This window comes from Piscinibacter sp. PDB1-1, from assembly GCF_056675995.1.
The window spans coordinates 360,559-382,474 of sequence record NZ_JBWVZJ010000003.1; the positions used below are offsets into that span (position 1 = coordinate 360,559).

A 21,916-nucleotide genomic window follows, 5' to 3' on the forward strand; every position below is an offset into this window, starting at 1 on the left:
TGGTGGGGTTGCGGGTAGCGCGAACTGGATCACGGGAACACGGCGGACAAGCCGGTGCGCACGGCCGGTGTCGTGCCGAGTTCCATATAGGTATCGTTGGCCGGCGTGTAGGCAGGCCAGTCGATCAGGCCGGCAACGCTCGGGTTGCCGGTCTTGGCGAAGTTCGTCCACATCGTGAGCATGTTGTCGGCCACGGTGCGGTCGGTGGTGGTGAGGCCGGCCGAGGCGAGGATGTCGGCGGTGTCGCCTGCCGTGCCGGTGACGCCGTTGCCGTTGAGGTCGCCGATCGGCAGGCGCGAGGTGGTCGTCTGGGTCTGGTCGGTCACCACCAGCCCGAGCTGGTAGTGCGTGACGACGCTCTCCAGGTAGTTGAAGACGTAGGCCAGTTCCAGCGCGTGGTACGAGCGCAGCCCCATCGCCGCCCAGCCGGCAGGCACGTGCGTGAACACCGCCGCGTAGTGCGAGCTCGCCGCCTGGCCGGTGAACCACGGCAACACGTCCTTCACGGTGGCGATCGGCTCGGCAGTGTCGTTCGCGTTGACGACGATCATGAAAGGCACGTCGCTGCCCTGCTTCGACTCCACGTTCACGCGTTCGCTGTTGGGCAGATAGCGGTTGTCGACGTTGGTGTAGGGAACGAGCGCTGTCGCACCGGTGCCCACGGCCGTGACCACGTCCGTCCACGGGCGGGCTCGCATGTCGGCCAGCGTGGCGGCGTTCAAGCGCGTCGAGAGCTGCGTGCCCACGGCCTCGGCGGCGGCAAGGCTGCGCGTGTCGGGGTACAGCGTGCCGCTCTGGCTGATCGCCTTGTGGAAGAGGCCGCGCGCCTGCGGAGAAGCCATCAGCGAGAGCACCTTCCGCCCACCGCCCGACTCGCCGAAGATCGTCACGTTGCCCGGGTTGCCGCCAAAGGCCGCGATGTTGGCCTGCACCCATTGCAGTGCCTTCACGAGATCCATCTGCCCATAGTTGCCCGAGCCGTTGTAGCCACTCTCGGCCGAGAGCAACGGGTGTGCGATGTAGCCGAATGCGCCGAGCCGGTGGTTGACCGACACCTGCACCACGCCCTTGGCGGCCATCGCCAGCGGGTTGTTGAAGGGCTTGGTGTTGCTGGTGAGCGAGGTGAAACCGCCACCATGGAACCACACCATCACCGGCAGGTTGGTCGCGCCCTTGGGCGCGGTGACGTTGAGGTACAGGCTGTCTTCGCTCATGCCGCCTTCGCCGAAAGCGCCGAGCGACGGCGTTTGCGCCGCCTGGTCAGCCCAGGCTGTGGCGTGGCGCACGCCGCCCCAGGGCGTGGGGTCTTGCGGCGGGCGCCAGCGCAGGTCACCGACCGGCGGGCGGGCGTACGGGATGCCCAGGTACTGCCAGGTGCCGGCATTGGCCTCGTAGCCGCTGAGTTGGCCGCCCGCTGTGGCCACCACATTGCGCGCACTGTTGGCGCGCGTGAACTGCTCCTGCGCCGCGACAGCCGTGCGCACGCTGCGCGGGCGTGGGTCGAGGTCACTGAAGGCCGAGCCGGCGTTGAGGGCCGTCATCAGCGGTGTGAGGCTGGTGCGGAAGGCAGCGCTGTCCTGATCGAAATTGATCGAAGCAGCCTGCGCCGAGACGGCGCTGCGCGCCGTCTGGTTGATCTGGATGCCGTTGTTCAGGTCGCCGTCGGCATCGAGCGTTTGCAGCAGGATCAGCTTGTTCGTCACCTTGCGGTCGGACACCGCACTGGCTCCGGGAGTGACGCTCAATGCCGTGAGCCGCCCGCCGGCTGGCGCCGAGCCGAGCGCGAGCGAGCCGATCGAGAAACTCGCCGAACCGGGCTGGCTGTAGCTGTATTCGCCCGCGGCGCCGGTCTTCTGCGCCGGCTCACTGCCGACCTGGTAGTCGAGGCCGGCCACCGGTGTCTCACCAAAACTGCCACCGAGCGGCTCCTCGTCGGACGAGCCACAGCCCAGCAGCGCTGCGCTGCCGAGCAAGAGCGCGCACACCAAAGGGATGGGTCGGGCTGGAACGTACATCTTTTGTCTCCTGTGAAAGCCCAGGCACGCTCGCGCGCCAGGGCGTGGCACCGATTCATGTCGGATTCGTGCGTATCTAACGGTCAATCTGATATTTTGAGTGGAGGATCGGATTGACCAATAGGGGCTACCCATGTCCTGTAGGAACAGTTTCAGAACGGTGAAAGCAGGCATGCGACGCGTCCCGCGTCGCTGCCGCACCGGGCGTTTCGCTATGCGCCGACCGCCATCCGCCAGGCCAGGCCCATCAGCGCGCAGCCACCGATCACCGTCACGGCACCGAGCTTGAAGCGGTAGAGCGCCACCGCGGCGATCAGCCCGATCACTGCCGAAGCCCAATCGAACCGCCCGCCCAGCCCTTGCGGCCAGAGCACGTGGTACGCGAAGAAGACCGCCAGGTTGAGGATCACGCCGACCACCGCAGCCGTGATGCCACCGAGCACGGCCGAGAACTTCAGATTGCCGCGCGTGGACTCGATGAAGGGAGCGCCCAGCAAGATGAACAGGAACGACGGCAGAAAGGTGAACAAGGTGACCACCGCCGCGGCTGCGGCCCCTGCGAGGAACAACGCGTCCGCGCCGAAGATGGCTTTCGTCCACCCGCCCACGAAGCCGACGAACGCCACCACCATGATCAGCGGGCCGGGCGTGGTCTCGCCGAGTGCGAGCCCGTCGATCATCTGCGTGGCCGTGAGCCAGTGCTGCTGCTCCACCGCCCCCTGGTACACGTAGGGCAGCACCGCATACGCCCCACCAAATGTGAGCAGCGCGGCCTTGCTGAAGAACCACGCCATCTGCGGCAGCACACCCGCCCAACCGTACGCCGCCACCAGCCCGCCGAACGCAGCCACCCAGATCGCCAGGCACGCCACCAGCACGAGTGCCGCACGCCGCCAGGTGAAGAGCGCATGCGCCGGCAGTGGCGTGTGATCGTCGATCAGCGCAGCGCCCGATTGCTGTGCCACCGTTGCGTGCGCGCCGGAGCCACCTGGGTGAAAGCGCTCAGGTGCGTAGCGCCCACCGAGGTAGCCCAGCGCCCCTGCTAGCGCCACGATGAGTGGGAAGGGCAACCCCAACGCGAAGATCGCCACAAACGCCCCAGCCGCGATCGCCCACAGCCACCCGGTCTTCAAGGCTCGCGAGCCCACCCGGTACGCCGCATGCACCACCAAGGCGGTGACCGCCGGCTTGATGCCGTAGAACAGCCCGGCGATCACCGGCAGGTTCCCGTGCGCCATATAGACCCACGACAGGCCGACGAGTATCAGCAGCGAGGGCAGCACGAACAGCCCGCCCGCGACGATGCCGCCCCAGGTGCGGTGCATCAACCAGCCGATGTAGGTTGCGAGTTGCTGCGCCTCGGGCCCGGGCAGCACCATGCAGTAGTTGAGCGCGTGCAGAAATCGCCCTTCGGAGATCCAGCGGCGTCGCTCGACCAACTCTTCGTGCATCAGCGCGATCTGCCCGGCCGGCCCACCGAAGCTGATGAAGCCCAGTTTGAGCCAGTAGGCAAAGGCCTGCACGCGGGTGACGCCCACGGGGCGATGACCCGTACTCGACGCAGCCATGCGCAACTCCGCCACCTCAGCGCGGCGCACAGAGGCCGGAAGACAACTTAGTTCACCCGGTCACCGTAGGTAATCGTGGTCAAGCGCCCCGACTCGAAGCGAAGCGTGGTCATGAACTGGCCGCGTCCGGGGTTGTAGGTCCATTCGTCCACCGTCTCGCAGGGCAGCACCACAGCGCGGCTTGGGTCCGTGCCCGCTGCGGCGGTCTTGTCCACCGGCTTGCAGAAGGAATCCCGCGACACCGGCTCGCCGCACTTCTGCTGCACAGCCGCCTTGCCGTCGCCTACGTTCACCAGGTCGTTCTTGCAGCGCATCGACTGCGCCTGGGCGTTGAACGACATGGCGCCCGCGAAGGTGAGCGCGGCGGCTTGCGCGATCAAACGCGCGCGGCTGGCCTGGTGCATGGGTCGATCCTCTCTGCTCTGTGTGGGCGGAGATATTAGCCCGCGCCCGTGACACCCTGCGCTGCGCCTGCGACTCGGACAGGTTCTGTTTTGCGCCCCCCGTTGACCGGGTCTGCCCGAGCAATTCGCACCCCTGTTCAAAAACAAAATTCATTCTGCTGAACGAGAGATTCAGTTTCACCCTACAGAACCGTCAAACAGATCAGATTCACGGAGATCCAGAAGATGCAAACGAAGTTGATGGGCATGGCTGCCCTGGCGACCCTGGCCGCGGCATTGGCCGCCTGCGGTGGTTCGAACGACGACGAGCCGCCGGCAGCGCCGGTCGCGGTGGTAGACACCTGCCCGGCCATGACGGCCAGCACCCCGCCGGCCACACCCTCGGCCACCGGCGCCTACCTCTGCGCCGCCAATGTCGGCGTGAGCAACCTCGACCGCGCGGTGACCTTCTACAAGGCACTCGGCATGAAGGAAACGGGCCGCCTGAGCCGCGCCGACCGCAACGAGGTCGTGCTCGATTCGGCAGACGGCCGCGGCTCGCGCCTCGTGCTGTTCAACTACACGAGCGGCACCCAGCTCTACAACCGCAACCCGGGCAAGATCGTGTTCTACGTGAAAGATGCCACTGCGTTCGGCAGTGCCCTCGCCGCAGCCGGCGGCACGCTGAGTTCGACGCCAGTGCCGTACCAGGGCCGCATGATCGGCTTCGGCCGAGACCCCGACAACAACCTCGTCGAGATCGCGAGCGACATCACCGCTGTGCATTCGTTCATCAGCGCCATCGGCGTCGGCGTGAGCGACCTCGAAGCGGCGCGAACTTTCTACGTCAACACGCTCGACATGCGCGTGCTCGTGCGCCTGTCGGTGACACGGCCTGGCGCAGGCGGCACCGCCGTGCCCTGGTACGACGAGTACATCCTGCAGTCCACCGCCAACAAGGGTTCCGCGGTCGTGTTGATGCGCTACACCGACGGGTCCACCCAGAACTACACCGACAACCCCGTGATGCTCAGCTACGGCGTGACCGACCCCGTGGCCTATGCCCAACGCATCACCGCAGCCGGCCGCACGGTGACGCGCGCGCCGGCCGTTGCCACCGAGCCCGCGCTCGGCACCGTCACCTACGGCGTTGCGAAGGATGCAGACGGCACCACGCTGCAGTTCTACCGCGCCACCAATTGAATGACGAGGTTTTCACCACCATGAGTGCACAAAGCCAATTGCTGGAGATGATCCAGACCGGCGCGGCCTACGCGCCTTCAATGCTGTTCCCGCTCTACGACGAACTCGATCCCATCACCGTCGAGGACATCCTCGGCACCTGGAAGGGCGGCAAGTTCGATGGCGGCAAGGACCCCGACCCGATCAAGTGGTACGGCAAGCGCTTCGTCTCGTCCGAGTATTGCGAGCCTCTGCTCTGCCGCAAGGACGACGGCTCGATCTACGCCTACGACAACCTCGGCGCAGCGCAGATGCGAATGGTCGCGTGGCGCGGCAAGGTCTCGGCCTCGCTGATCTACGACAAGCAGCCGATCATGGATTACTTCCGCAAGGTCACCGACAACGTGATCATCGGTCTGGGCGACGTGAAAGGCCGCCCGACGGACTTCTTCTTTCACCTGACGCGCGAGTAGCGCGAACGTTGCAACGACCTTGCGCAGGGGCGCCCTACTTGCGCCCCTGCGGGTGGATCGTCTCGCCACGCTCGAGCATCTCCACGAAGGCGGCGATCTTCTTGCGCCGGCCCGCTTCGGTCTTGAGGTTGTGAAGCCTGAAGGCCAGCGCGAAGCGGTTCTGCGCCGACAACGTGGCGAGCATCTTCTTCGCCTTCGGCCGCTCAGCGATGGCCGCCAGCAAGTCGTCGGGAATCTTCATCGCCTGCCCGCTGCCGTAGGCCCGATCCCAGCGGCCATCTGCCTTGGCCGCCTCGACCTCACGCAATCCGTGCTCTGTCATCCGCCCTTCTTCGATCAGGCGCGCCACATTGGCCACGTTGATCTGGCTCCAGATGCTCGCCGTGCGCCGACGCGTGTAGCGCTGCAAGTAGCTCGTGTCGTCGAGACCTTTGCGCAGGCCGTCGATCCAGCCCCAGCAGAGCACAACGTCGATCGCCTCCTTGGGCGTAATCGACGGCCGACCCGACGCCACCTTGTGGATCTTGATCCACACCTCGTCCTCGGAATCGTGGTGTTGCGCGAGCCACTCGTAGAAGAGTTGGGCATCGGGAAACTCGCGAACCTTGCTCGGATCGACCGGTACGGGTGCCATGCGGATGAATCGCTGAGCGCGGCCGGGATGGGCCGCACCTCCACTTTAGCGAGGACGAGACCGTAGCGAGCACCGGATGGCGACCGCAGGCAGGCCCTCAGCGCTTGTTGGCTGCCAGCCGCTTGACCACCGCCACCATGCGATCGACCTCTTCGCAGGTGTTGTAGAAGGCCAGCGACGGCCGCACCGTCGTCTCCAGCCCGAAGCGGCGCAGGATGGGCTGCGCGCAATGGTGGCCGGTGCGCACCGCGATGCCTTCCTGGTTGAGCGCCTTGCCGACCTCTTCGGTGCTGTAGCCGTCGAGCACGAAGGAGAGCACGCTGGCCTTGTCGGCCGCCGTGCCGATCAGCTTCACGCCGGGGATCGGCTTCATGTGGTGCGTGGCGTATTCGAGCAGCCCGTGCTCGTAGCGGCCGATGTTCTCGATGCCGATGCGCTCCACGTACTCGAGCGCCGCGCCCAGGCCCACCGCATCGGCGATGTTGCCGGTGCCGGCCTCGAAGCGCGTGGGCGGCCCGTGGTAGACCGTCTTCTCGAAGGTCACGTCGGCGATCATGTTGCCGCCGCCCTGCCACGGGGGCATGTCTTCGAGCACCTCGCGCTTGCCGTAGACCGCGCCTATGCCGGTGGGCCCGAAGATCTTGTGGCCCGAGAAGACGAAGAAGTCGGCATCGAGCGCGCGCACGTCGACCCGCATGTGCGACACCGACTGCGCGCCATCGACCAGCGCCTTCGCGCCGGCGCGGTGGGCCATCGCCACGATCTCCTGCACCGGCACCACGGTGCCGAGTGCATTCGACACCTGCGTCACCGAGACAATCTTGGTGCGGCTGCTGAGCAGCTTCTGGTACTCACCCAACAGCACCTGCCCGCTGTCGTCGACCGGGATCACGCGGATGACCGCCCCCTTCTCGGCCGCCAGCTGCTGCCAGGGCACGATGTTGGCGTGGTGCTCCAGGTGCGAGACGATGATCTCGTCGCCCGCGCCGACGTTCTTCGCGCCCCAGGTCTTGGCCACGAGGTTGATGGCCTCGGTGGTGCCGCGCACGAAGATGATCTCTTCCGTCGAGCCGGCACCGATGAAGCGGCGCACGGTCTCGCGCGCGCCTTCGTAGGCGTCGGTCGCACGCGCCGCCAGCTCGTGCGCGGCGCGGTGGATGTTGGAGTTCTCGTGTGCGTAGAAGTACGCGAGGCGGTCGATCACCGCCTGCGGCTTCTGCGTGGTGGCGGCGTTGTCGAACCACACCAGCTGCCGGCCGTTGACACGCTCCTGCAGGATCGGGAAGTCGCGCCGCACCGCGTTGACGTCGAAGGGCGGATGCCCGGTCGCCGCGACTTGCGGCACGGCGGTGCTGTCGAGAAAGTAGTAGCCCCCTGCGGGTGCCGGTGGAGCAGAAAGGAAGTAGTACGGCGCTTGCGCGGCACCCGTGGCCGGTGGCGTCGCCGCGGGCACACGCGGCACGCCCACGGCTTGCGGCGCACCCAGCACCTGCCCGCCGGCACGGCTGTCGTAGCCCGGCGCGGAGACGAGCGCGAGGTCGGGCACACCGTTGCCCGCCGTTGCATGCGGCAGCAAGGACGGCGCTTGCGCACCGATGTTGGCCGGCGACTGCGGCGAGGTCGGCGCGAGGTTCGTACCCGGCAACGCACCCACCACCGGCACGGCGGCGGGCGTCGATGGCCCGGTCACACCCGGCGGCAGCGAGACACCCGCGGGATGCGGGTTGCTCGGCACCGGCACGCCGCCCGCCGCGGAGGCACCGGGCAGCGCCGCGAAGAGCTCGCTCGCCATGCGCGCCAGCGCCGTCACATCGGGCAGGCCCGAGGGCGCAGACGCCCCAAGAGCGGCATCTGGAAGATCAATGGAGGCCATCGTGATCTCTATCCTTCAACGCGTCACTTGTAGGTATCGGGATAGTCGTGGTACTTGCCGATCTCCACGTCTTCCAGCACGGCGAGTGCGTCCTCGGTCTGCACGGCCAGCGAGCAGTACAGCGAGATCAGGTACGAAGCGATCGCGTTGCGGTTGATGCCCATGAAGCGCACCGACAGGCCCGGGCTCTGCTCGCCCGGCAGCCCCGGCTGATAGAGGCCCACCACGCCCTGGCGCTTGTCGCCCACGCGCAGCAGCAGGATCTTGGTCTTGCCGTCGGCCACCGGCACCTTGTCGCTCGGGATGAGCGGCAGGCCGCGCCAGGTGAGGAACTGCGAGCCGAAGAGGCTCACGGTCGGCGGCGGCACGCCACGGCGCGTGCACTCGCGGCCGAAGGCGGCAATCGCCAGCGGGTGGGTCAGGAAGAAGGCCGGCTCCTTCCACACCTTGCTGAGCAGCTCGTCCATGTCGTCCGGCGTGGGGGCACCGGTGAGCGGGTAGACGATCTGGTCGGGGTGGACGCTGGCGAGCAGGCCGTAGTCGGGGTTGTTGATGAGCTCGCTTTCCTGCTTCTCCTTGATTGTCTCGATCGTCAGGCGCAGCTGTTCCTTGATCTGGTCGTGCGGGCTGCTGTAGAGGTCGGACACGCGGGTGTGCACGTCCAGCACGGTGCTCACCGCATTGAGGAAGTACTCGCGCGGCGCCTCGTCGTAATCGACGAAGGTGCTGGGCAGCTGGGATTCGTCGCGCTTGGCGCACAGCACCTGCACGTCTTCGGGGTTCTTGACCTTGTTCAGGCGGTAGATGCCCGCTTCGACCGGCAGCCATTGCAGCAGGTGCGTCAGCCAGCGCGGGCTGATGGTCGAGAGGACCGGTGCGGTCTTGGTCGCGTTGGCGAGTTGCCGTGCTGCGTTGTCACCCAGCGCCAACTGCGCCGGTTGTGTGTCTGCCATGGTGAGAGCTCCTGTGTGCGCCTTATCTGAAAAGCGAAGTTGCTAATGAGGAAACCGATGGGTGGGAGTTTCCCGAGGGGCAGCCATGCCATCAACCGGCTATAGCCATCAATTCGAGATTTGTTGTGAGCGCCCGCGCGGGCGCCGCACGTCAGGCGAGGGCCGAACCTTCGCAGTCTTGAATGAGCCGCGACAAGGGCACCTCGAGCGCATACGCGAGCTTGGCTGCCGTGGCCAGAGAAGGCACCGCGGTAGCGCGCTCGATCTCACCCATGTAGGAACGGTTGAGCTCGGCGATGCCCGCCAGCCGTTCCTGCGACCACCCCCGCTCCTCGCGCAGGCGCCGGATCACGCCACCGAACTTGCCACTGAGGTCGTTCATGTGCGTGCCCTTCAGACCAGCGGCGCGGGCGCGCTCTCGGGTATCTCGTGGTCTTGCCTGGACTGGGCCTGCGTGATGCGGCTGCCCGGTGGCACGCTGCGCGTGACCCACACGTTGCCACCGATCACCGAGCCGCGGCCGATCGTGATGCGGCCCAGGATGGTCGCGCCGGCGTAGACCACCACCTCGTCTTCGACGATGGGGTGGCGCGCCCCGCCCTTGTGCAGCTTGCCTTCCTCGTCGGTGGCAAAGCGCTTGGCGCCGAGCGTGACGGCCTGGTAGAGCCGCACGTCGCGGCCGATCTCGGCCGTCTCTCCGATCACGACGCCGGTACCGTGGTCGATGAAGAAGCCCGGGCCGATGCTGGCGCCGGGGTGGATGTCGATGCCGGTCTCGGCATGCGCCCGCTCGGCCACCAGGCGCGCCAGCAGCGGCACGCCGAGTGCATAGAACTGGTGGGCGATGCGGTGGTGGATCATCGCGCGCACGCCGGGGTAGCACAGCAGCACCTCGTCCACACTGCGCGCCGCCGGGTCGCCGCGGTAGGCGGCGAGCACGTCGCTGTCGAGCAAGGTGCGGATGCCGGGGAGTGATTTGCCGAAGGCACGCACCAGCTCCAGCGCCGGCCCCTCGAAATCGGCCTGCGCCAATCCGCCGAGCCGCGCCTGGTAGCGCAGCTCCAGCCGCACCTGCTGCACCAGCGATTGCAGCACCGCATCGAGCGTGTGGCCGATGTAGAAGTCTTCGCTTTCCTGGCGCAGATCGGGCGGGCCGAGACGCATCGGAAAGAGCGCACCGCACAGGCCGTCGACGATGCCGATCATGGCCTCGCGCGACGGCAGCTCGCGGCCGCCCACCTCGCGCAGCCGCTGCTGCGCACTGCGCCAGCGCTCGCGTGCAACGCGCAGGCCGGCGACGATCTCCTCCAGCGGCAGGGCAAGTGCACTGCCGCCCACTCCCCCGTTCAGTCCTGCGCCCATGGCAGCCCCCGGTATCGCCAACCGTCGGACGAGCCGCGCTGCTGCGCCGCGTTCAACTCGCCCTCGAATCCTTCCTGCACGTTGAACACGTGCGCAAAGCCCGCCTTGGTCGCGGCCTCGGCCGCCAGGGCCGAGCGCTTGCCGCTGCGGCACAGCAGCAGCAACACGTCGTCCTTGCCAACTTTGGCCTCCAGCTCGCGGGTGAAGCGTGGATTGCGCGTCAGGTTCGTCCCCGTGGCCCAGGGCACATGAACGCTCTGTCGCACGTGGCCGACGAACTTGCGCTCTTCGCCCGAGCGCACATCCACCAGCGTGGCCACGCCGGCTTGCACCAGCGCCCACGCATCCTGCGGAGACAGGCCTCCGGCGAACGGAAGCCCTTGCGCCTGGGCCTGCGCATGCGCGCGTTCGAGCACGGGGTGTTCGAGCAAGGTGTCGGCATTGGCGGTCATGGTGCGTCTCCTTTGATTGATGGTTCGGGGTGGTGCATGGACTGTGTTTGAAGTGACGTATCTGCTGTTCGTGTCTGGCGGGTATAGCCACCAGAACAACAGCGTACGCAGCACCCGTCACGCGGAGAACGAACGATTCCGAGCTTTGATATGCGCAAACGCCGCGTGCGCGTGGCCGGCTTCAAGTAGATTCGCGGCCGATCCTCCACAGGAATCACCGATGCCAACTCAACCCAAGCTGCCAGGCCGAACAGAGATCGACGAAACCGTGATCGAAGGCGAGCTCCGCGACCGGACCCTGTGGGTTGACGAACGGCATGTGCCAGCCTGCGTCGCTCTGTGGCGCACCGGCGAGTTCACCGAACTGGGGGTCAGGGACACGCACGACAAGGGGCTGAAGAACATCGACTTCATCTCTTCCTTCTTCCCGGTCAATCGGCTGCACCTGATGGCTCCGGACCGGGTGGACATGTCGGTGCTGCAGGGCAACGCCGAGTGGCTCACCCACTTCTTCACCATGCCGGCCCAAACGCGCTCGACGACATCACGCCATTCACCCGGCTTGAAAGCCTGGGCCAGCCTTGGACACCGCGCTTTCGTGTCGACGCCAGCCTCGATCGCCTGAAGCACCTGGGGCTGACGGGCTTCAAGCCTGCGTCAGGCGACGTTGCCAACATCTCGGTGCTGCGCTCGCTGGAGTCGCTCTCGCTGTTCAGAACGCAGGTGACGAGCCTGCGCGGCGTCGAGTCGCTGGCCGGCCTGCACCGGCTCGCCGTGGACTCCGCTCCCAAGCTGGAAGACATCGATGCCATCGCCGAACTGACGCAGCTGCGCGAACTGGCCTTCGAGAACTGCAAGGCCGCACGTGGATTCGCAGGCCTGGTGCAGGGCGCACACGTCACGCAGCTGAGGGTCATGAAGTGCGCGGCGCTCGAGCACATCCGCTTCGTCCGCCGCTTGCCGGCGCTGCAAAGCTTCGTCTTCATGGACACCGACGTGCTCGATGGCGACATGGCGCCGCTGGTCGAGCACCCGACGCTCGCCCACGTCGCCCTGACGCGCAAGAAGCACTTCACGCTCAGCGAGCGCGACATCCTCGATCAGATCGGGCACCGCGAAGGCGGCGTCATGGCGCGACACGCCGCGATCGAGGCGAAGACCCGGACCACGGCGCAGGGTTCCGGCTGAGCGTCAGAGCGCGTGCGCGGCCTGCAAGGCGCGCCGGACACGCAGCGTCAACCCGGCGGCTTGCGCGTCATTGCGCACGCGTGGCCGGCCCAGTGGGATCGCGACCTGCTCGCGCAGGCGGCCGGGGTCGGCCTCCAGCACGAGCACGCGGTCGGAGAGGTGCACGGCTTCGTCGATGTCGTGCGTGACCATCAGCACCGTCACGCCGTGCGCGCGGGCCAGCGTGAGCAGCAGGTCCTGCAGCTTGATGCGCGTGAAGGCATCGACCGCCGAGAACGGCTCGTCGAGCAGCAGCAGCGCGGGCTGCAGGAAGAGACCGCGCGCGATGGCCACGCGCTGCGCCTGCCCGCCGGAGAGCTGCTTGGGCAGCGCCTCGCCGAACCCTTCGAGCCCGACCTCGCGCAGCAGCTCGGCCACGCGGGGGTCGGTGTCGCCACGCCCTTCGAGGTCGAACGCGACGTTGCGCGCGACCGTGAGCCAAGGGAACAAGCGCGGCTCCTGGAAGACGAAGCGGATGTCGCGGGTGAGCCCCCGCAGGGGCTCACCGCGCAGCCGCACTTCCCCCTCGTAATCGGTGTCGAGCCCGGCCACCACGCGCAGCAGCGTGCTCTTGCCGCAACCGCTCGCACCCACGAGCGTGACCACCTCGCCAGCGTTCAGCTGCAGGTGCACGTCGCGCAGAACAGTCTTGTGGCCGAAGCGCTTGCGCGCGACGCGAACGTCCAACAAGGGGGTGCTCATACGCGCCTCGCATCGAAGGTGTCGCGCCAAGCCAGCCAGCGCTTCTCGACCACGGCCATGCCGGTGTCGGTGAGCTTGCCCAGCAGCGCCAGCAGCACGATGGCGGCGAGCACGATGTCGGCACGCGATGTCTCGCGGCCGTCCGTCAGCAGGTAGCCAAGGCCGCGCGTGGCGGCGATCAGCTCGGCGGCCACCATGAACATCCACGCCAGGCTCAACCCGTTGCGCAGGCCGGTCATCACCGAGGGCAGTGCCGCCGGCAGCAGCACGCGGCGCACCAGCGCCAGCTGCGACAGCCCGGCCATCTGGGCGACCTCGACCAGTTTGCGGTCGACGTCGCGGAAGCCCGAGGCCACGCCCATGTAGACGGGGAAGAAGGCGCCGATCGCGATCAGCACGATCTTGGGTGACTCGTCGATGCCCAGCCACAGCAGCAGCAGCGGCACCCAGGCGAGCGAGGGGATGGCGCGCAGCGCCTGGAAGCTCGGGTCGAGCAGGCGCTCGGCCCGCACGCTCAGGCCCACCAGCGCACCCACCGCGAGCGCCAGCGAGGCACCCAACGCGAAGCCCGCGAACACGCGCAGGCTGCTGGCCGCGATGTGCGACGGCAGGTTGCCCTGCTGCAGCAGCCACCACACGGTGTTGGCGATCTCGGTCGGCGGCGGCATCAGGTGGCTGGCCACCCAGCCGGCGCGCGACACGCCTTCCAGCAGCAGCAGGAGCGAGAGCGGCACCACCAGGCCCCACCACGCACGCGGCGTGGCGGCGGAGGGTGGCAGCGCCTCGGGCGCCGCTGCCTCGCCGCGTGACAGCTCCGCGCGCGGCGCAGGCTGCTCCGACAGGGTCGCCGATCCGGCCGGGGAGCTCATCTCAAGCGCGGGTCGCCACCACGTTGCGCGCGAACTGCGTGTCCACGAGCTGGGTGACGATTCGGTTGAGGTCGGTGCCGGGCTTCACCAGCTGCTCGTCGAGCAGGATGGGCGACGCCGCCTGCAGTGCCTTCACATGCTCGGACGAAGGCAACGGGTTGCTCAGGTCGGTGCGCGCCTTGATCTGCAGCAGCGCCACCGGCAGCGAGACCTTGGCCTCTTCCGACAGGATCTTGGCCGCCTCGCTCTGGTTGGCCAGCACCCACAGGCGGGCACGCTCGTACGACGCGATCACGCGCTTGACGGTCTCGGGGTGGCGGGCCAGGAAGTCCTCGCGCACGTTGAGAAAGCCGTAGGTGTTGAAGGCCACGTTGCGGTAGAGCAGGCGCGCGCCGGAGTCGAGCTCGGCGGCGGCCATCATCGGGTCCAACCCGGCCCAGGCGTCGACGCGGCCCTGCTCCAGCGCCGTGCGGCCATCGGCGTGCTGCAGTGCCACGTGCTCGATGTCGCCGCGCTTGAAGCCCACGGTGTGCAGCGAGCGCAGCAGGAAGAGATAGGGGTCGGTGCCCTTGGTGGCGGCGACCTTCTTGCCCTTCAGGTCCTTGAGCGACTTGATAGGCGAGTCTTTCGGCACCACGAGCGCCGTCCACTCGGGGCGCGAGAAGATGTACGGCGTCTTGATCGGGTTGCCGTTGGCCTTGGACAGCAGCGCGGCCAGGCCGGCGCTGGAGGCGATGTCGGCGCTGTTGCTGTTGAGGTACTCGAGCGCGCGGTTGCTGCCGGCACTGTGCACCCACTTGACGGCGATGCCATCCTTCTTGAAGTCTTCTTCCAGCCAGCCGAAGCGGCGCAGCACCAGGCTGGTGGGCGAGTAGTAGGCGTAGTCGAGGCGCACCTCCTTCGGTGCATCGGCGGCACGCAAGGTCGGCAGGGCCAGGGTGCTGCCGGCGGCAGCGGTCCATTGGAGGAGGTGGCGGCGATTCATGTTCATGGTTGGGGTGCGGTCCAGATGTCGACGGAAGTGGCTTGCAGTTCGCGGGTGAAGAGGCCGGCCTCGCGGAAGGTATCGGCGATGCGTTGCAGCTCGCCGAGCTCGGTGCGCACCACCGGCACGATGGCGTAGCTGCGGCGGCTGTTCACCTGCTCCACCGTGGCGGCGGGCACGTTGCCCCAGATGGGCGACAGGCGCTCGGCGGCCTCTTTCGGGTTGGCTTTGACCCAGCGGCCAGTGGCCTGCAGCTCGTCGAACACCACTTTCAGCACCTGCGGGTGTGCCTTGGCGAAGGGGGTGGTGGCGGTGTAGTAGCGGCTGTACTCGACCTTGGTGGCGCGACCGTCGGCCAGCACGCGGCTCTTGCCGGATTGCAGCTGCACGCCGAGCAGCGGGTCCCAGATCGAGATGGCGTCCACGGCACCACCGTTGTAGGCGGTGACACCGTCCTGCTGGTCGAGGAAGCGCAGGTCGATGTCGGTCGGCTTGAGGCCGGCCTGCTTGAGCGCGGTGAGCAGCAGGTAGTGCGCGCCCGCGCCCTTGAGCACCGTGACACGCTTGCCCTTGAGCTCGATCACGCTCTTGATGGGCGACTCGGCCGGCACGATCACGGCCTGCGCCGACGGGGCCGAGGTCTCCTTGGCGAAGTAGGTGAGCGGCGCGTTGGCGGCCTGCGTGAAGAGGATGTAGGCGTCGGCCACGTCGGCATGGATGTCCACGCTGCCGGTGTTGAGCGCCTGCAGCAGCGCGTTGCCGTTCAGCTCGTGCCAGCTCACGTCGTAGCCGAGGGGGATGAGCTTCTTCTCCAGTGCGCCGCTCTGCTTGATGAGGGTGAGCAGCGTGGACGAGCGCTGGAAGCTGATGCGCACGGTTTCGCGGGCCTGGGCGAGCGTGCCCGTGAGGGCCAGGGCGGTGGCGACGAGCAGGGCGCGGCGCCAGGTGGTGAAGGTGGTCATGGTCTCGTTATGGGTTGATCGTTGAAGTGCACAGTCCGCTCAGGCTGGGGGTGGGCGAACAGTCAGGTCAAGGCGGGTTCCTGCATGGCGTTGCCTTCCACCAGCCCCAGACTCACCCTGTGCGCCGCATGGCTCGCCGGCAACCGCGCGCCGCGGCGGAACAGCTTGCTGCGCAGCGTCCCCTGCGGGTACTCGGTGCGGTAGCGGCCGCGCTTCTGCAGCTCGGGCACCACGAGCTCCACGAACTCGCGGATGCTCTCGTGCGCCACGGCATAGGTGAGGTTGAAGCCGTCGATGCCGGTCTCGTCGATCCAGCTTTCGAGCTCGGTGGCCACCTGCCGCGGGTCGCCGGTGATGACGGGGCCGCGGCCGCCCAGCCCGATGAAGCGGGCGGCCTCGCCGACCGTCCACTTTCGCGTCGGGTCGGCGGCGCTGAACGAAGCCAGCGCGGCGCGGCCGGCATCGGTGTCGATGTACTCGATGGTGACGTCGAGCGGGTAGCGGCTGAAGTCCACGTCGGTCCAGCCCGAGAGCAGCGCGAGCGAGGCTTCGGTGTCGATGTGCTGCTCGTACTCGGCGCGTTTGGCCTTGGCGGCGGCTTCGGTCTCGCCGGTGATGACGAGGGCCTGCGCATAGATCAGCAGGCTGTCGGGCGCCCTGCCCGCCTCCACCGCCGCGGCACGCAGGTCGCGCACGTACTTCGAGATCACCGCCTTGCTGGGGCCGCTCACGAACACGCACTCGGCATGGCGCGCCGCGAACACCTTGCCGCGCGAGGAGGTGCCGGCCTGGTAGAGCACCGGCGTGCGCTGTGGCGAAGGCTCGCCGAGGTGGATGCCGGGCACCTGGTAGAACTCGCCGCGGTGGCCAATGGGGTGCACCTTGGCCGGGTCGACATAGACGCCGCTCGCGCGGTCTCGCCGCACGGCATCGTCTTCCCAACTGTGCTCCCACAGCTTGTAGACCACATCCATGTACTCGTCGGCCTGGTCGTAGCGGTCGTCGTGGGCGCGGCGCGGCACGCCCAGGTTGCGCGCGGCGCTGTCGAGGTAGCCGGTGACGATGTTCCAGCCGATGCGGCCCCGCGTGATGTGGTCGAGCGTCGTCATGCGGCGCGCGAAGGAGTACGGGTGCTCGTAGCTCAGCGCGCAGGTCACGCCGAAGCCCAGGTGCTCGGTGACGCCGGCCATCAGCGGCACCAGCGCGAGCGGGTCACCCAGCGGCAGCTGCACGCCGTGGCGCAGCACGGCATCGGCGCTGCCTTCGTAGACGTCGTTGACACCCAGCACGTCGGCCAGGAAGACGCCGTCGAACAGGCCTCGCTCCAGCAGGCGCGCGAGCTCGACCCAGTGGTCGGGGTCGGTGTAGCGGTGCGAGGTGTCGCGCGGGTGCGTCCACAGCCCAGGCGATTGGTGAGACGCCGCATTCATCTGAAATGCGTTGAGACGAATAGTCTTCTTGGTCATGGCGTGCAGTTCACGAATAGGCTGTCGGCTCGGGCCACGCACCCGTGAGTACGTGGCGACCAAGATCGCGCAGCTTGTAGTCGACAGGGTCGTGCAACGTGTGTACGCGCACGTTGCGCCAGTAGCGATCGAGGCCGTAGCGAGCCGAGGTGGATCGGGCACCAGTCAACTCGAACAGCTGCGAGCTGACCTCCACTCCCGCGCGATGCGACAGCACCTTGGCCTCGGCCACGGCGATGGCCACTTCGCCACGCTCTCGAGCGGTCAGTTCGTCCCCGCGACGAAAGGCTTGCTCCACAAGCACGGCAGCCTCGTCGGCGAGCGCGACGGCAGGCCGGAGCAGCAGCCACAGGTCACCGTAGCGATGCTGGATGTATGGGTCGTCCTCGGATTTGTCCACGCCAGATGAAACCCATGGCCGCGCCTCGCCTTGGGTGTAGCGCAGCGCGGCGTGAAACGCGCCCAGGCCAAGGCCAAGGTACAGGTTGGCCATGACGAGTTGCGCGACCTGCGAGCGAAGCGTCGCCTTTGCGGTGGGCTGCGTGCCTGGCGCCTGCAAGACCTCGAAATCAGAGATGAGCACATGATCGAAGTCGACGGTGCCGCTGTCAGTCTGCCTCTGTCCGAACGCATCCCAATCGGCATTGACGCTCACGCCTTCGCGCCGCGTGGGCACCACGCCGATCAGCAGGCTCTGCGTGGCCTCGTGCCAGGCCGAGACCGTGAGCTGATCGGAGCCGACTGAGCCGGAGGCAAAGCTCTTCGGCCCCTGCAACACGAACCCGCGATCAACCCGCGTGGCCACCAGGCGCTTGTCAGCCGGATTGAGGGCATTGCCCCAGAACCAGCGATGCTGCACGGTGTCGCGCAGGAACCGCGACTCCTGTTCCGCGTTGCCATACAGGCTCAGCCCCGCCAACTGCAGGTGATGAAAACCAAACAGATGCGCCAACGCGCTGTCTGCCTGCGCCAAGCGGCGCAATGCGGCGTAAAAGACCGGCCAGGGCTCGCCTTGCCCGCCGAACACGGCGGGAATCGTGAGCGCCAACAGGCCGCTTGCACGTATCAGCTCCCGCTCGCGCGCAGCGTGTCCACCTGCGCGATCGCGCGCGATGGCCGTGGCGGCGAGGTCGTTCGCCAACCGCTCGACCACGTCGCCCACCTGAGATGCCGCAGGCGGAGCTTTTTTGAGCGAGTCACGACCCGAGGAGCGATGAAGAGGAAAGACGATGGACATGGATCGCTCGTGTTGAAACAGCACGAGTCTTCCATCCAGCAGCCGTGGTGCATACGAAGCAATTCGGCTGTGGTTCTGCGCAAATCGCCAATGGCACCAAAGGCCGGCGCACCGATCGCCGAGGCCAATCCGCGTCCACTCGATGGAGGTTCATTCGCACAAAACCGCGAAGCGTCGCGAACGCAATGCAGACGGCGAGAACCAACCGCTGGCGCGGTCCAAATGCGCAAAGAAAAACGGGTTAGCTTCTTTCGAAGCTAACCCGTTATCTTGTTTGGCGGAGTGGACGGGGCTCGAACCCGCGACCCCCGGCGTGACAGGCCGGTATTCTAACCAACTGAACTACCACTCCAGATGGCTTCTGCTTTGATGCATTCGCATCGCTGCACAAGCGCCATCAAACTTGGCGTCCCCTAGGGGATTCGAACCCCTGTAGCCACCGTGAAAGGGTGGTGTCCTAGGCCTCTAGACGAAGGGGACATGTTCTTCGTCACTCTTGAACTGCGCGCCACTTCAAGCATTCGCTTTTTGGTGGAGGTAAGCGGGATCGAACCGCTGACCTCTTGCATGCCATGCAAGCGCTCTCCCAGCTGAGCTATACCCCCTCTTGTCAGAAGGACGCGCTGTTCAAGCGAGACCGAGATTATAGGCAGATTTTTATCGTTCTTGCAAACGCGCCAAAACTATCTCTCTCGGGAATAGCTCGAGCACTGCGTCAATAGAAGGAGTCTGTGGACGACCGCACACCAGCACCCGCACTGCATGTGCCAACTGGGGCATCTTGAGACCGTGCGCCGCCAGGGTTTCCTTGATGGCTGCCGCAATCGCCACCTTGTTCCACTCGATGTCGGTGAGTTTGCCGAGCAGCGAGGGCAACGCAGGCTTCACGAGGTCGGTGACGTGCACAGCGATGTCCTCTGGCGTAGGGTGCACGTCTGCAAAGTACATCGAGACCCAATCGGCCAACTCCACAGTCGTCGAGCAACGATCCTTGAACGGCCCCATCACCCGCTCAACATCCGCCGCGCCCGCACCGACTCCGCGACGCCGGAGTTGCGAAGACACGAGTTCTGCCAAGCGCTTATCGGGCAAGGCTTTGAGGTAATGCGCGTTGACCCACGATAGCTTCGCAGCATCCCATTGCGACGGGCTCTTGGAGAGGTGGCTCCCGTCGAACCATTGCACGAGCTGTTCGCGCGAGAACAACTCCTCGTCACCGTGGCTCCACCCCAGGCGAGCGAGGTAGTTCAGCATGGCTTCGGGCAGGTAGCCGTTCTCCTCGTAGGCCGTGACGCTCACGGCGCCGCGGCGCTTGGAGAGCTTCTGACCGTCGTCACCGAGAATGACAGGCACGTGACCGAACAGCGGCAGTGGCGCGCCCAGTGCGTTGAAGATGTTGATCTGCCATGGCGTGTTGTTGACATGTTCGTCGCCGCGGAAGACGTGACTGATCTGCATGTCCCAGTCATCGACGACAACCGCGAAGTTGTATGTCGGCACGCCATCGGCACGCATGATGATGAGGTCGTCGATCTCGCGGTTGGCGATGGTGATCGGGCCCTTGCAGAGGTCGTCCCAGGTCACGACGCCGTCCGGTGGGTTGGCGAATCGGATCACCGGCTGCACGCCTGCGGGTGGATGAGGCAATGCCTTGCCTGGTTCTGGGCGCCAGCGCCCGTCGTAGTGCGTCTTCTCGCCGCGCGCCTTCTGTGCCTCGCGCATCACGTCGAGTTCGTCAGGCGTGGCGTAGCAACGATAGGCCCTGCCCTCGGCGATCAATTGGTCAACCGCTGCGCGATAGCGGTCGAGGCGTTGCATTTGGTAGACAGGGCCTTCGTCGTAGTCGAGGCCGAGCCACTTCATCGAGGCGAGGATCTGGTCGACGGAGTCTTGCGTGGAGCGCGCCACGTCGGTGTCTTCGATGCGGAGAACGAACTCGCCGCCATGGTGCCGTGCGAAGGCCCAGGAGTAGAGCGCCGTACGCGCCGTACCGAGATGTAGAAAGCCGGTGGGCGAAGGGGCAATTCGGGTGCGGATCTTCTGTGTCATGTCTGTTCGTTGGCGCTTTGCAAGGCGAGACGAGTGCGATCGTTGCCTTCTTCCTCGTCACCTTGTGACTTGCGCTGTGTGGCCATCGCGTCGAAGTCAGCCACCGACACGTCACCGGTCACGTAGCGGCCGTCGAAGCACGAGGCTTCGAACCCCGCGAGCTTGGGGTTGAGCGCTCCGACGACCTTCTTCATCGCGTCCACGTCTTGATAGATCAGCGCATCGGCACCGATGAAGGCGCGGATTTCTTCGATGCTGCGGTCGTGCGCAATCAGTTCTTCCTTGGTCGGCATGTCGATGCCATACACGTTGGGGAAGCGAACGGGCGGCGCGGCAGACGCCATGTACACCTTGCGTGCCCCAGCGTCGCGCGCCATCTGCACGATCTCTTTCGAAGTGGTGCCGCGGACAATGGAGTCATCGACGAGAAGCACGTTGCGACCCTTGAACTCCACGCCAATCGCGTTGAGTTTCTGACGCACCGACTTCTTGCGCACGCCCTGCCCCGGCATGATGAAGGTGCGACCCACGTAGCGGTTCTTCACGAAGCCTTCGCGGTACGGCTTGCCGATCTTCTGCGCCAGCTGCATGGCCGACGGGCGGCTCGACTCGGGGATCGGGATCACCACATCGATCTCGTTGGGTCGAATGGTCGAGATGAGTCGCTGCGCCAGCGTTTCGCCCATGTTCAGCCGTGCCTGGTACACCGAGATGCCGTCCATCACGGAATCAGGGCGTGCGAGGTAGACAAACTCGAACATGCAGGGGTTGAGGCTCGGCGCATCGGCGCACTGCTGTGCATGCACCTGGCCTTCGAGATCGATGAAGATGGCCTCGCCCGGCGCGACGTCACGCGTCACCTTGTGCCCGGTGCCTTCGATCGCGACGGACTCGCTAGCGACCATCACTTCACGGCCGTCGGGCGTGATGCCTTCGCCAAAGCACAAAGGGCGAATGCCATACGGATCGCGGAAAGCCAACAGGCCATGCCCCGCGATCAACGCCACCACCGCATACGAACCCTTGATGCGCCGGTGCACTGCTCCCACGGCCTTGAAGACGGCATCGGGCGTCAGAGGGAGGTCACGCGCGGCCAGTTCGAGTTCATGCGCCAGCACATTGATCAACACCTCGGTGTCGCTCGTGGTGTTGATGTGGCGGCGGTCTATGTCGAACAGCTCCTGCTTGAGCGTGTGTGCATTCGTGAGGTTGCCGTTGTGCACCAGCACGATGCCGAAGGGCGCGTTCACGTAGAACGGTTGGGCCTCTTCTTCGCTGTACGCGTTGCCAGCGGTTGGATACCTGACCTGCCCCAACCCCACCGGGCCGGGCAGCGCACGCATGTTGCGGGTGCGGAACACATCCCTCACCATGCCGCGGGCCTTGTGCATGAAGCATTTGGTGCCATCCATCGTGACGATGCCGGCAGCATCCTGCCCGCGATGCTGCAATAGCAGCAGCGCGTCGTAGATCAGCTGGTTGACCGGGCTCTTGGAGATGACGCCGACGATGCCGCACATGACG

At 66.5% G+C, this 21,916-nt stretch carries 20 protein-coding genes and 3 tRNA genes; 3 read left to right on the forward strand and 20 right to left on the reverse strand.

Translation table 11 applies throughout. The annotated features are described in order from the left end of the window. Positions 1-29: 29 nt before the first annotated feature. The 3 genes from AC1KAR_RS17560 to AC1KAR_RS17570 form a co-directional block, all read right to left on the reverse strand. Positions 30-2,015: a carboxylesterase/lipase family protein gene (locus AC1KAR_RS17560; protein ID WP_480320031.1), complete on the reverse strand. Its 1,986-nt coding sequence runs from the start codon at positions 2,013-2,015 to the stop codon at positions 30-32. Between the two features lie 212 nt (positions 2,016-2,227). Continuing rightward, positions 2,228-3,583 carry a chromate efflux transporter gene (gene chrA / locus AC1KAR_RS17565; protein WP_480320033.1) on the reverse strand — a complete coding sequence of 452 codons (1,356 nt, stop codon included), beginning with the start codon at positions 3,581-3,583 and terminating at the stop codon, positions 2,228-2,230. A 47-nt stretch (positions 3,584-3,630) separates the two neighbouring features. Next, positions 3,631-3,987: a DUF2845 domain-containing protein gene (locus tag AC1KAR_RS17570; RefSeq protein ID WP_480320035.1), complete on the reverse strand. Its 357-nt coding sequence runs from the start codon at positions 3,985-3,987 to the stop codon at positions 3,631-3,633. A 225-nt stretch (positions 3,988-4,212) separates the two neighbouring features. Between AC1KAR_RS17570 and AC1KAR_RS17575 the strand changes: the two genes are divergently transcribed. Continuing rightward, positions 4,213-5,169 (forward strand): VOC family protein, encoded by a 957-nt coding sequence (locus AC1KAR_RS17575; RefSeq protein ID WP_480320037.1) that lies wholly within the window; start codon positions 4,213-4,215, stop codon positions 5,167-5,169. Positions 5,170-5,189: 20 nt separating this feature from the next. Then, the gene (locus tag AC1KAR_RS17580) at positions 5,190-5,621 is read left to right on the forward strand and encodes a DUF4334 domain-containing protein (RefSeq protein WP_480320039.1); all 432 of its coding nucleotides are present in this window, start codon (positions 5,190-5,192) and stop codon (positions 5,619-5,621) included. Positions 5,622-5,655: 34 nt separating this feature from the next. Here the strand turns inward: AC1KAR_RS17580 and AC1KAR_RS17585 are convergent, their stop codons facing one another. The 6 genes from AC1KAR_RS17585 to AC1KAR_RS17610 all read right to left on the reverse strand — a co-directional run bounded on the left by AC1KAR_RS17585 (position 5,656) and on the right by AC1KAR_RS17610 (position 10,895). Next, positions 5,656-6,255, reverse strand: a complete 600-nt coding sequence (locus AC1KAR_RS17585; RefSeq protein WP_480320041.1) for a YdeI/OmpD-associated family protein — start codon at positions 6,253-6,255, stop codon at positions 5,656-5,658. A 97-nt stretch (positions 6,256-6,352) separates the two neighbouring features. After that, positions 6,353-8,128: a family 2A encapsulin nanocompartment cargo protein cysteine desulfurase gene (locus tag AC1KAR_RS17590; protein WP_480320042.1), complete on the reverse strand. Its 1,776-nt coding sequence runs from the start codon at positions 8,126-8,128 to the stop codon at positions 6,353-6,355. Between the two features lie 23 nt (positions 8,129-8,151). Next, the gene (locus AC1KAR_RS17595; RefSeq protein WP_480320044.1) at positions 8,152-9,081 is read right to left on the reverse strand and encodes a family 2A encapsulin nanocompartment shell protein; all 930 of its coding nucleotides are present in this window, start codon (positions 9,079-9,081) and stop codon (positions 8,152-8,154) included. Positions 9,082-9,232: 151 nt separating this feature from the next. After that, entirely contained in the window at positions 9,233-9,463 is a 231-nt protein-coding gene (locus AC1KAR_RS17600; protein ID WP_480320045.1) for a helix-turn-helix domain-containing protein, read from the reverse strand. Positions 9,464-9,474: 11 nt separating this feature from the next. Continuing rightward, entirely contained in the window at positions 9,475-10,443 is a 969-nt protein-coding gene (epsC, locus tag AC1KAR_RS17605; protein ID WP_480320047.1) for a serine O-acetyltransferase EpsC, read from the reverse strand. After that, on the reverse strand, positions 10,428-10,895 hold the full coding sequence (locus tag AC1KAR_RS17610; protein WP_480320049.1) for a rhodanese-like domain-containing protein: 468 nt from the start codon (positions 10,893-10,895) through the stop codon (positions 10,428-10,430). The genes epsC and AC1KAR_RS17610 overlap by 16 nt, the downstream gene beginning before the upstream one ends. A gap of 495 nt (positions 10,896-11,390) precedes the next feature. On the opposite strand from AC1KAR_RS17610, the gene AC1KAR_RS17615 reads away from it, so the two are divergent. Then, a complete protein-coding gene (locus AC1KAR_RS17615; protein WP_480320050.1) occupies positions 11,391-12,083 on the forward strand; it encodes a hypothetical protein in 693 nt (230 codons plus the stop codon). Between the two features lie 3 nt (positions 12,084-12,086). Here AC1KAR_RS17615 and AC1KAR_RS17620 read toward each other — a convergent pair whose 3' ends face one another. The 11 genes from AC1KAR_RS17620 to purF all read right to left on the reverse strand — a co-directional run bounded on the left by AC1KAR_RS17620 (position 12,087) and on the right by purF (position 21,912). Next, positions 12,087-12,824 (reverse strand): ABC transporter ATP-binding protein, encoded by a 738-nt coding sequence (locus AC1KAR_RS17620; RefSeq protein ID WP_480320052.1) that lies wholly within the window; start codon positions 12,822-12,824, stop codon positions 12,087-12,089. Next, complete coding sequence (locus tag AC1KAR_RS17625) at positions 12,821-13,693, reverse strand: ABC transporter permease (RefSeq protein WP_480320054.1); 873 nt, start codon at positions 13,691-13,693, stop codon at positions 12,821-12,823. Before AC1KAR_RS17625 ends, AC1KAR_RS17620 begins: the two co-directional genes overlap by 4 nt. Position 13,694: 1 nt before the next feature. Beyond that, positions 13,695-14,678 (reverse strand): aliphatic sulfonate ABC transporter substrate-binding protein, encoded by a 984-nt coding sequence (locus AC1KAR_RS17630; protein ID WP_480320768.1) that lies wholly within the window; start codon positions 14,676-14,678, stop codon positions 13,695-13,697. Between the two features lie 2 nt (positions 14,679-14,680). Beyond that, positions 14,681-15,640 carry an ABC transporter substrate-binding protein gene (locus tag AC1KAR_RS17635; RefSeq protein ID WP_480320057.1) on the reverse strand — a complete coding sequence of 320 codons (960 nt, stop codon included), beginning with the start codon at positions 15,638-15,640 and terminating at the stop codon, positions 14,681-14,683. Between the two features lie 62 nt (positions 15,641-15,702). Next, on the reverse strand, positions 15,703-17,106 hold the full coding sequence (locus AC1KAR_RS17640) for an LLM class flavin-dependent oxidoreductase (protein WP_480320059.1): 1,404 nt from the start codon (positions 17,104-17,106) through the stop codon (positions 15,703-15,705). Positions 17,107-17,116: 10 nt separating this feature from the next. Beyond that, entirely contained in the window at positions 17,117-18,343 is a 1,227-nt protein-coding gene (locus AC1KAR_RS17645) for an acyl-CoA dehydrogenase family protein (protein ID WP_480320061.1), read from the reverse strand. 275 nt (positions 18,344-18,618) lie between these two features. After that, a tRNA-Asp gene (locus tag AC1KAR_RS17650) sits at positions 18,619-18,695 on the reverse strand. A 52-nt stretch (positions 18,696-18,747) separates the two neighbouring features. Then, a tRNA-Glu gene (locus AC1KAR_RS17655) sits at positions 18,748-18,823 on the reverse strand. A gap of 49 nt (positions 18,824-18,872) precedes the next feature. Next, positions 18,873-18,948 (reverse strand) — tRNA-Ala (locus AC1KAR_RS17660). A 52-nt stretch (positions 18,949-19,000) separates the two neighbouring features. After that, positions 19,001-20,392: a glutamate--tRNA ligase gene (gene gltX / locus AC1KAR_RS17665; RefSeq protein WP_480320063.1), complete on the reverse strand. Its 1,392-nt coding sequence runs from the start codon at positions 20,390-20,392 to the stop codon at positions 19,001-19,003. Then, the gene (purF, locus tag AC1KAR_RS17670) at positions 20,389-21,912 is read right to left on the reverse strand and encodes an amidophosphoribosyltransferase (protein WP_480320065.1); all 1,524 of its coding nucleotides are present in this window, start codon (positions 21,910-21,912) and stop codon (positions 20,389-20,391) included. Before purF ends, gltX begins: the two co-directional genes overlap by 4 nt. Positions 21,913-21,916: the final 4 nt, after the last annotated feature.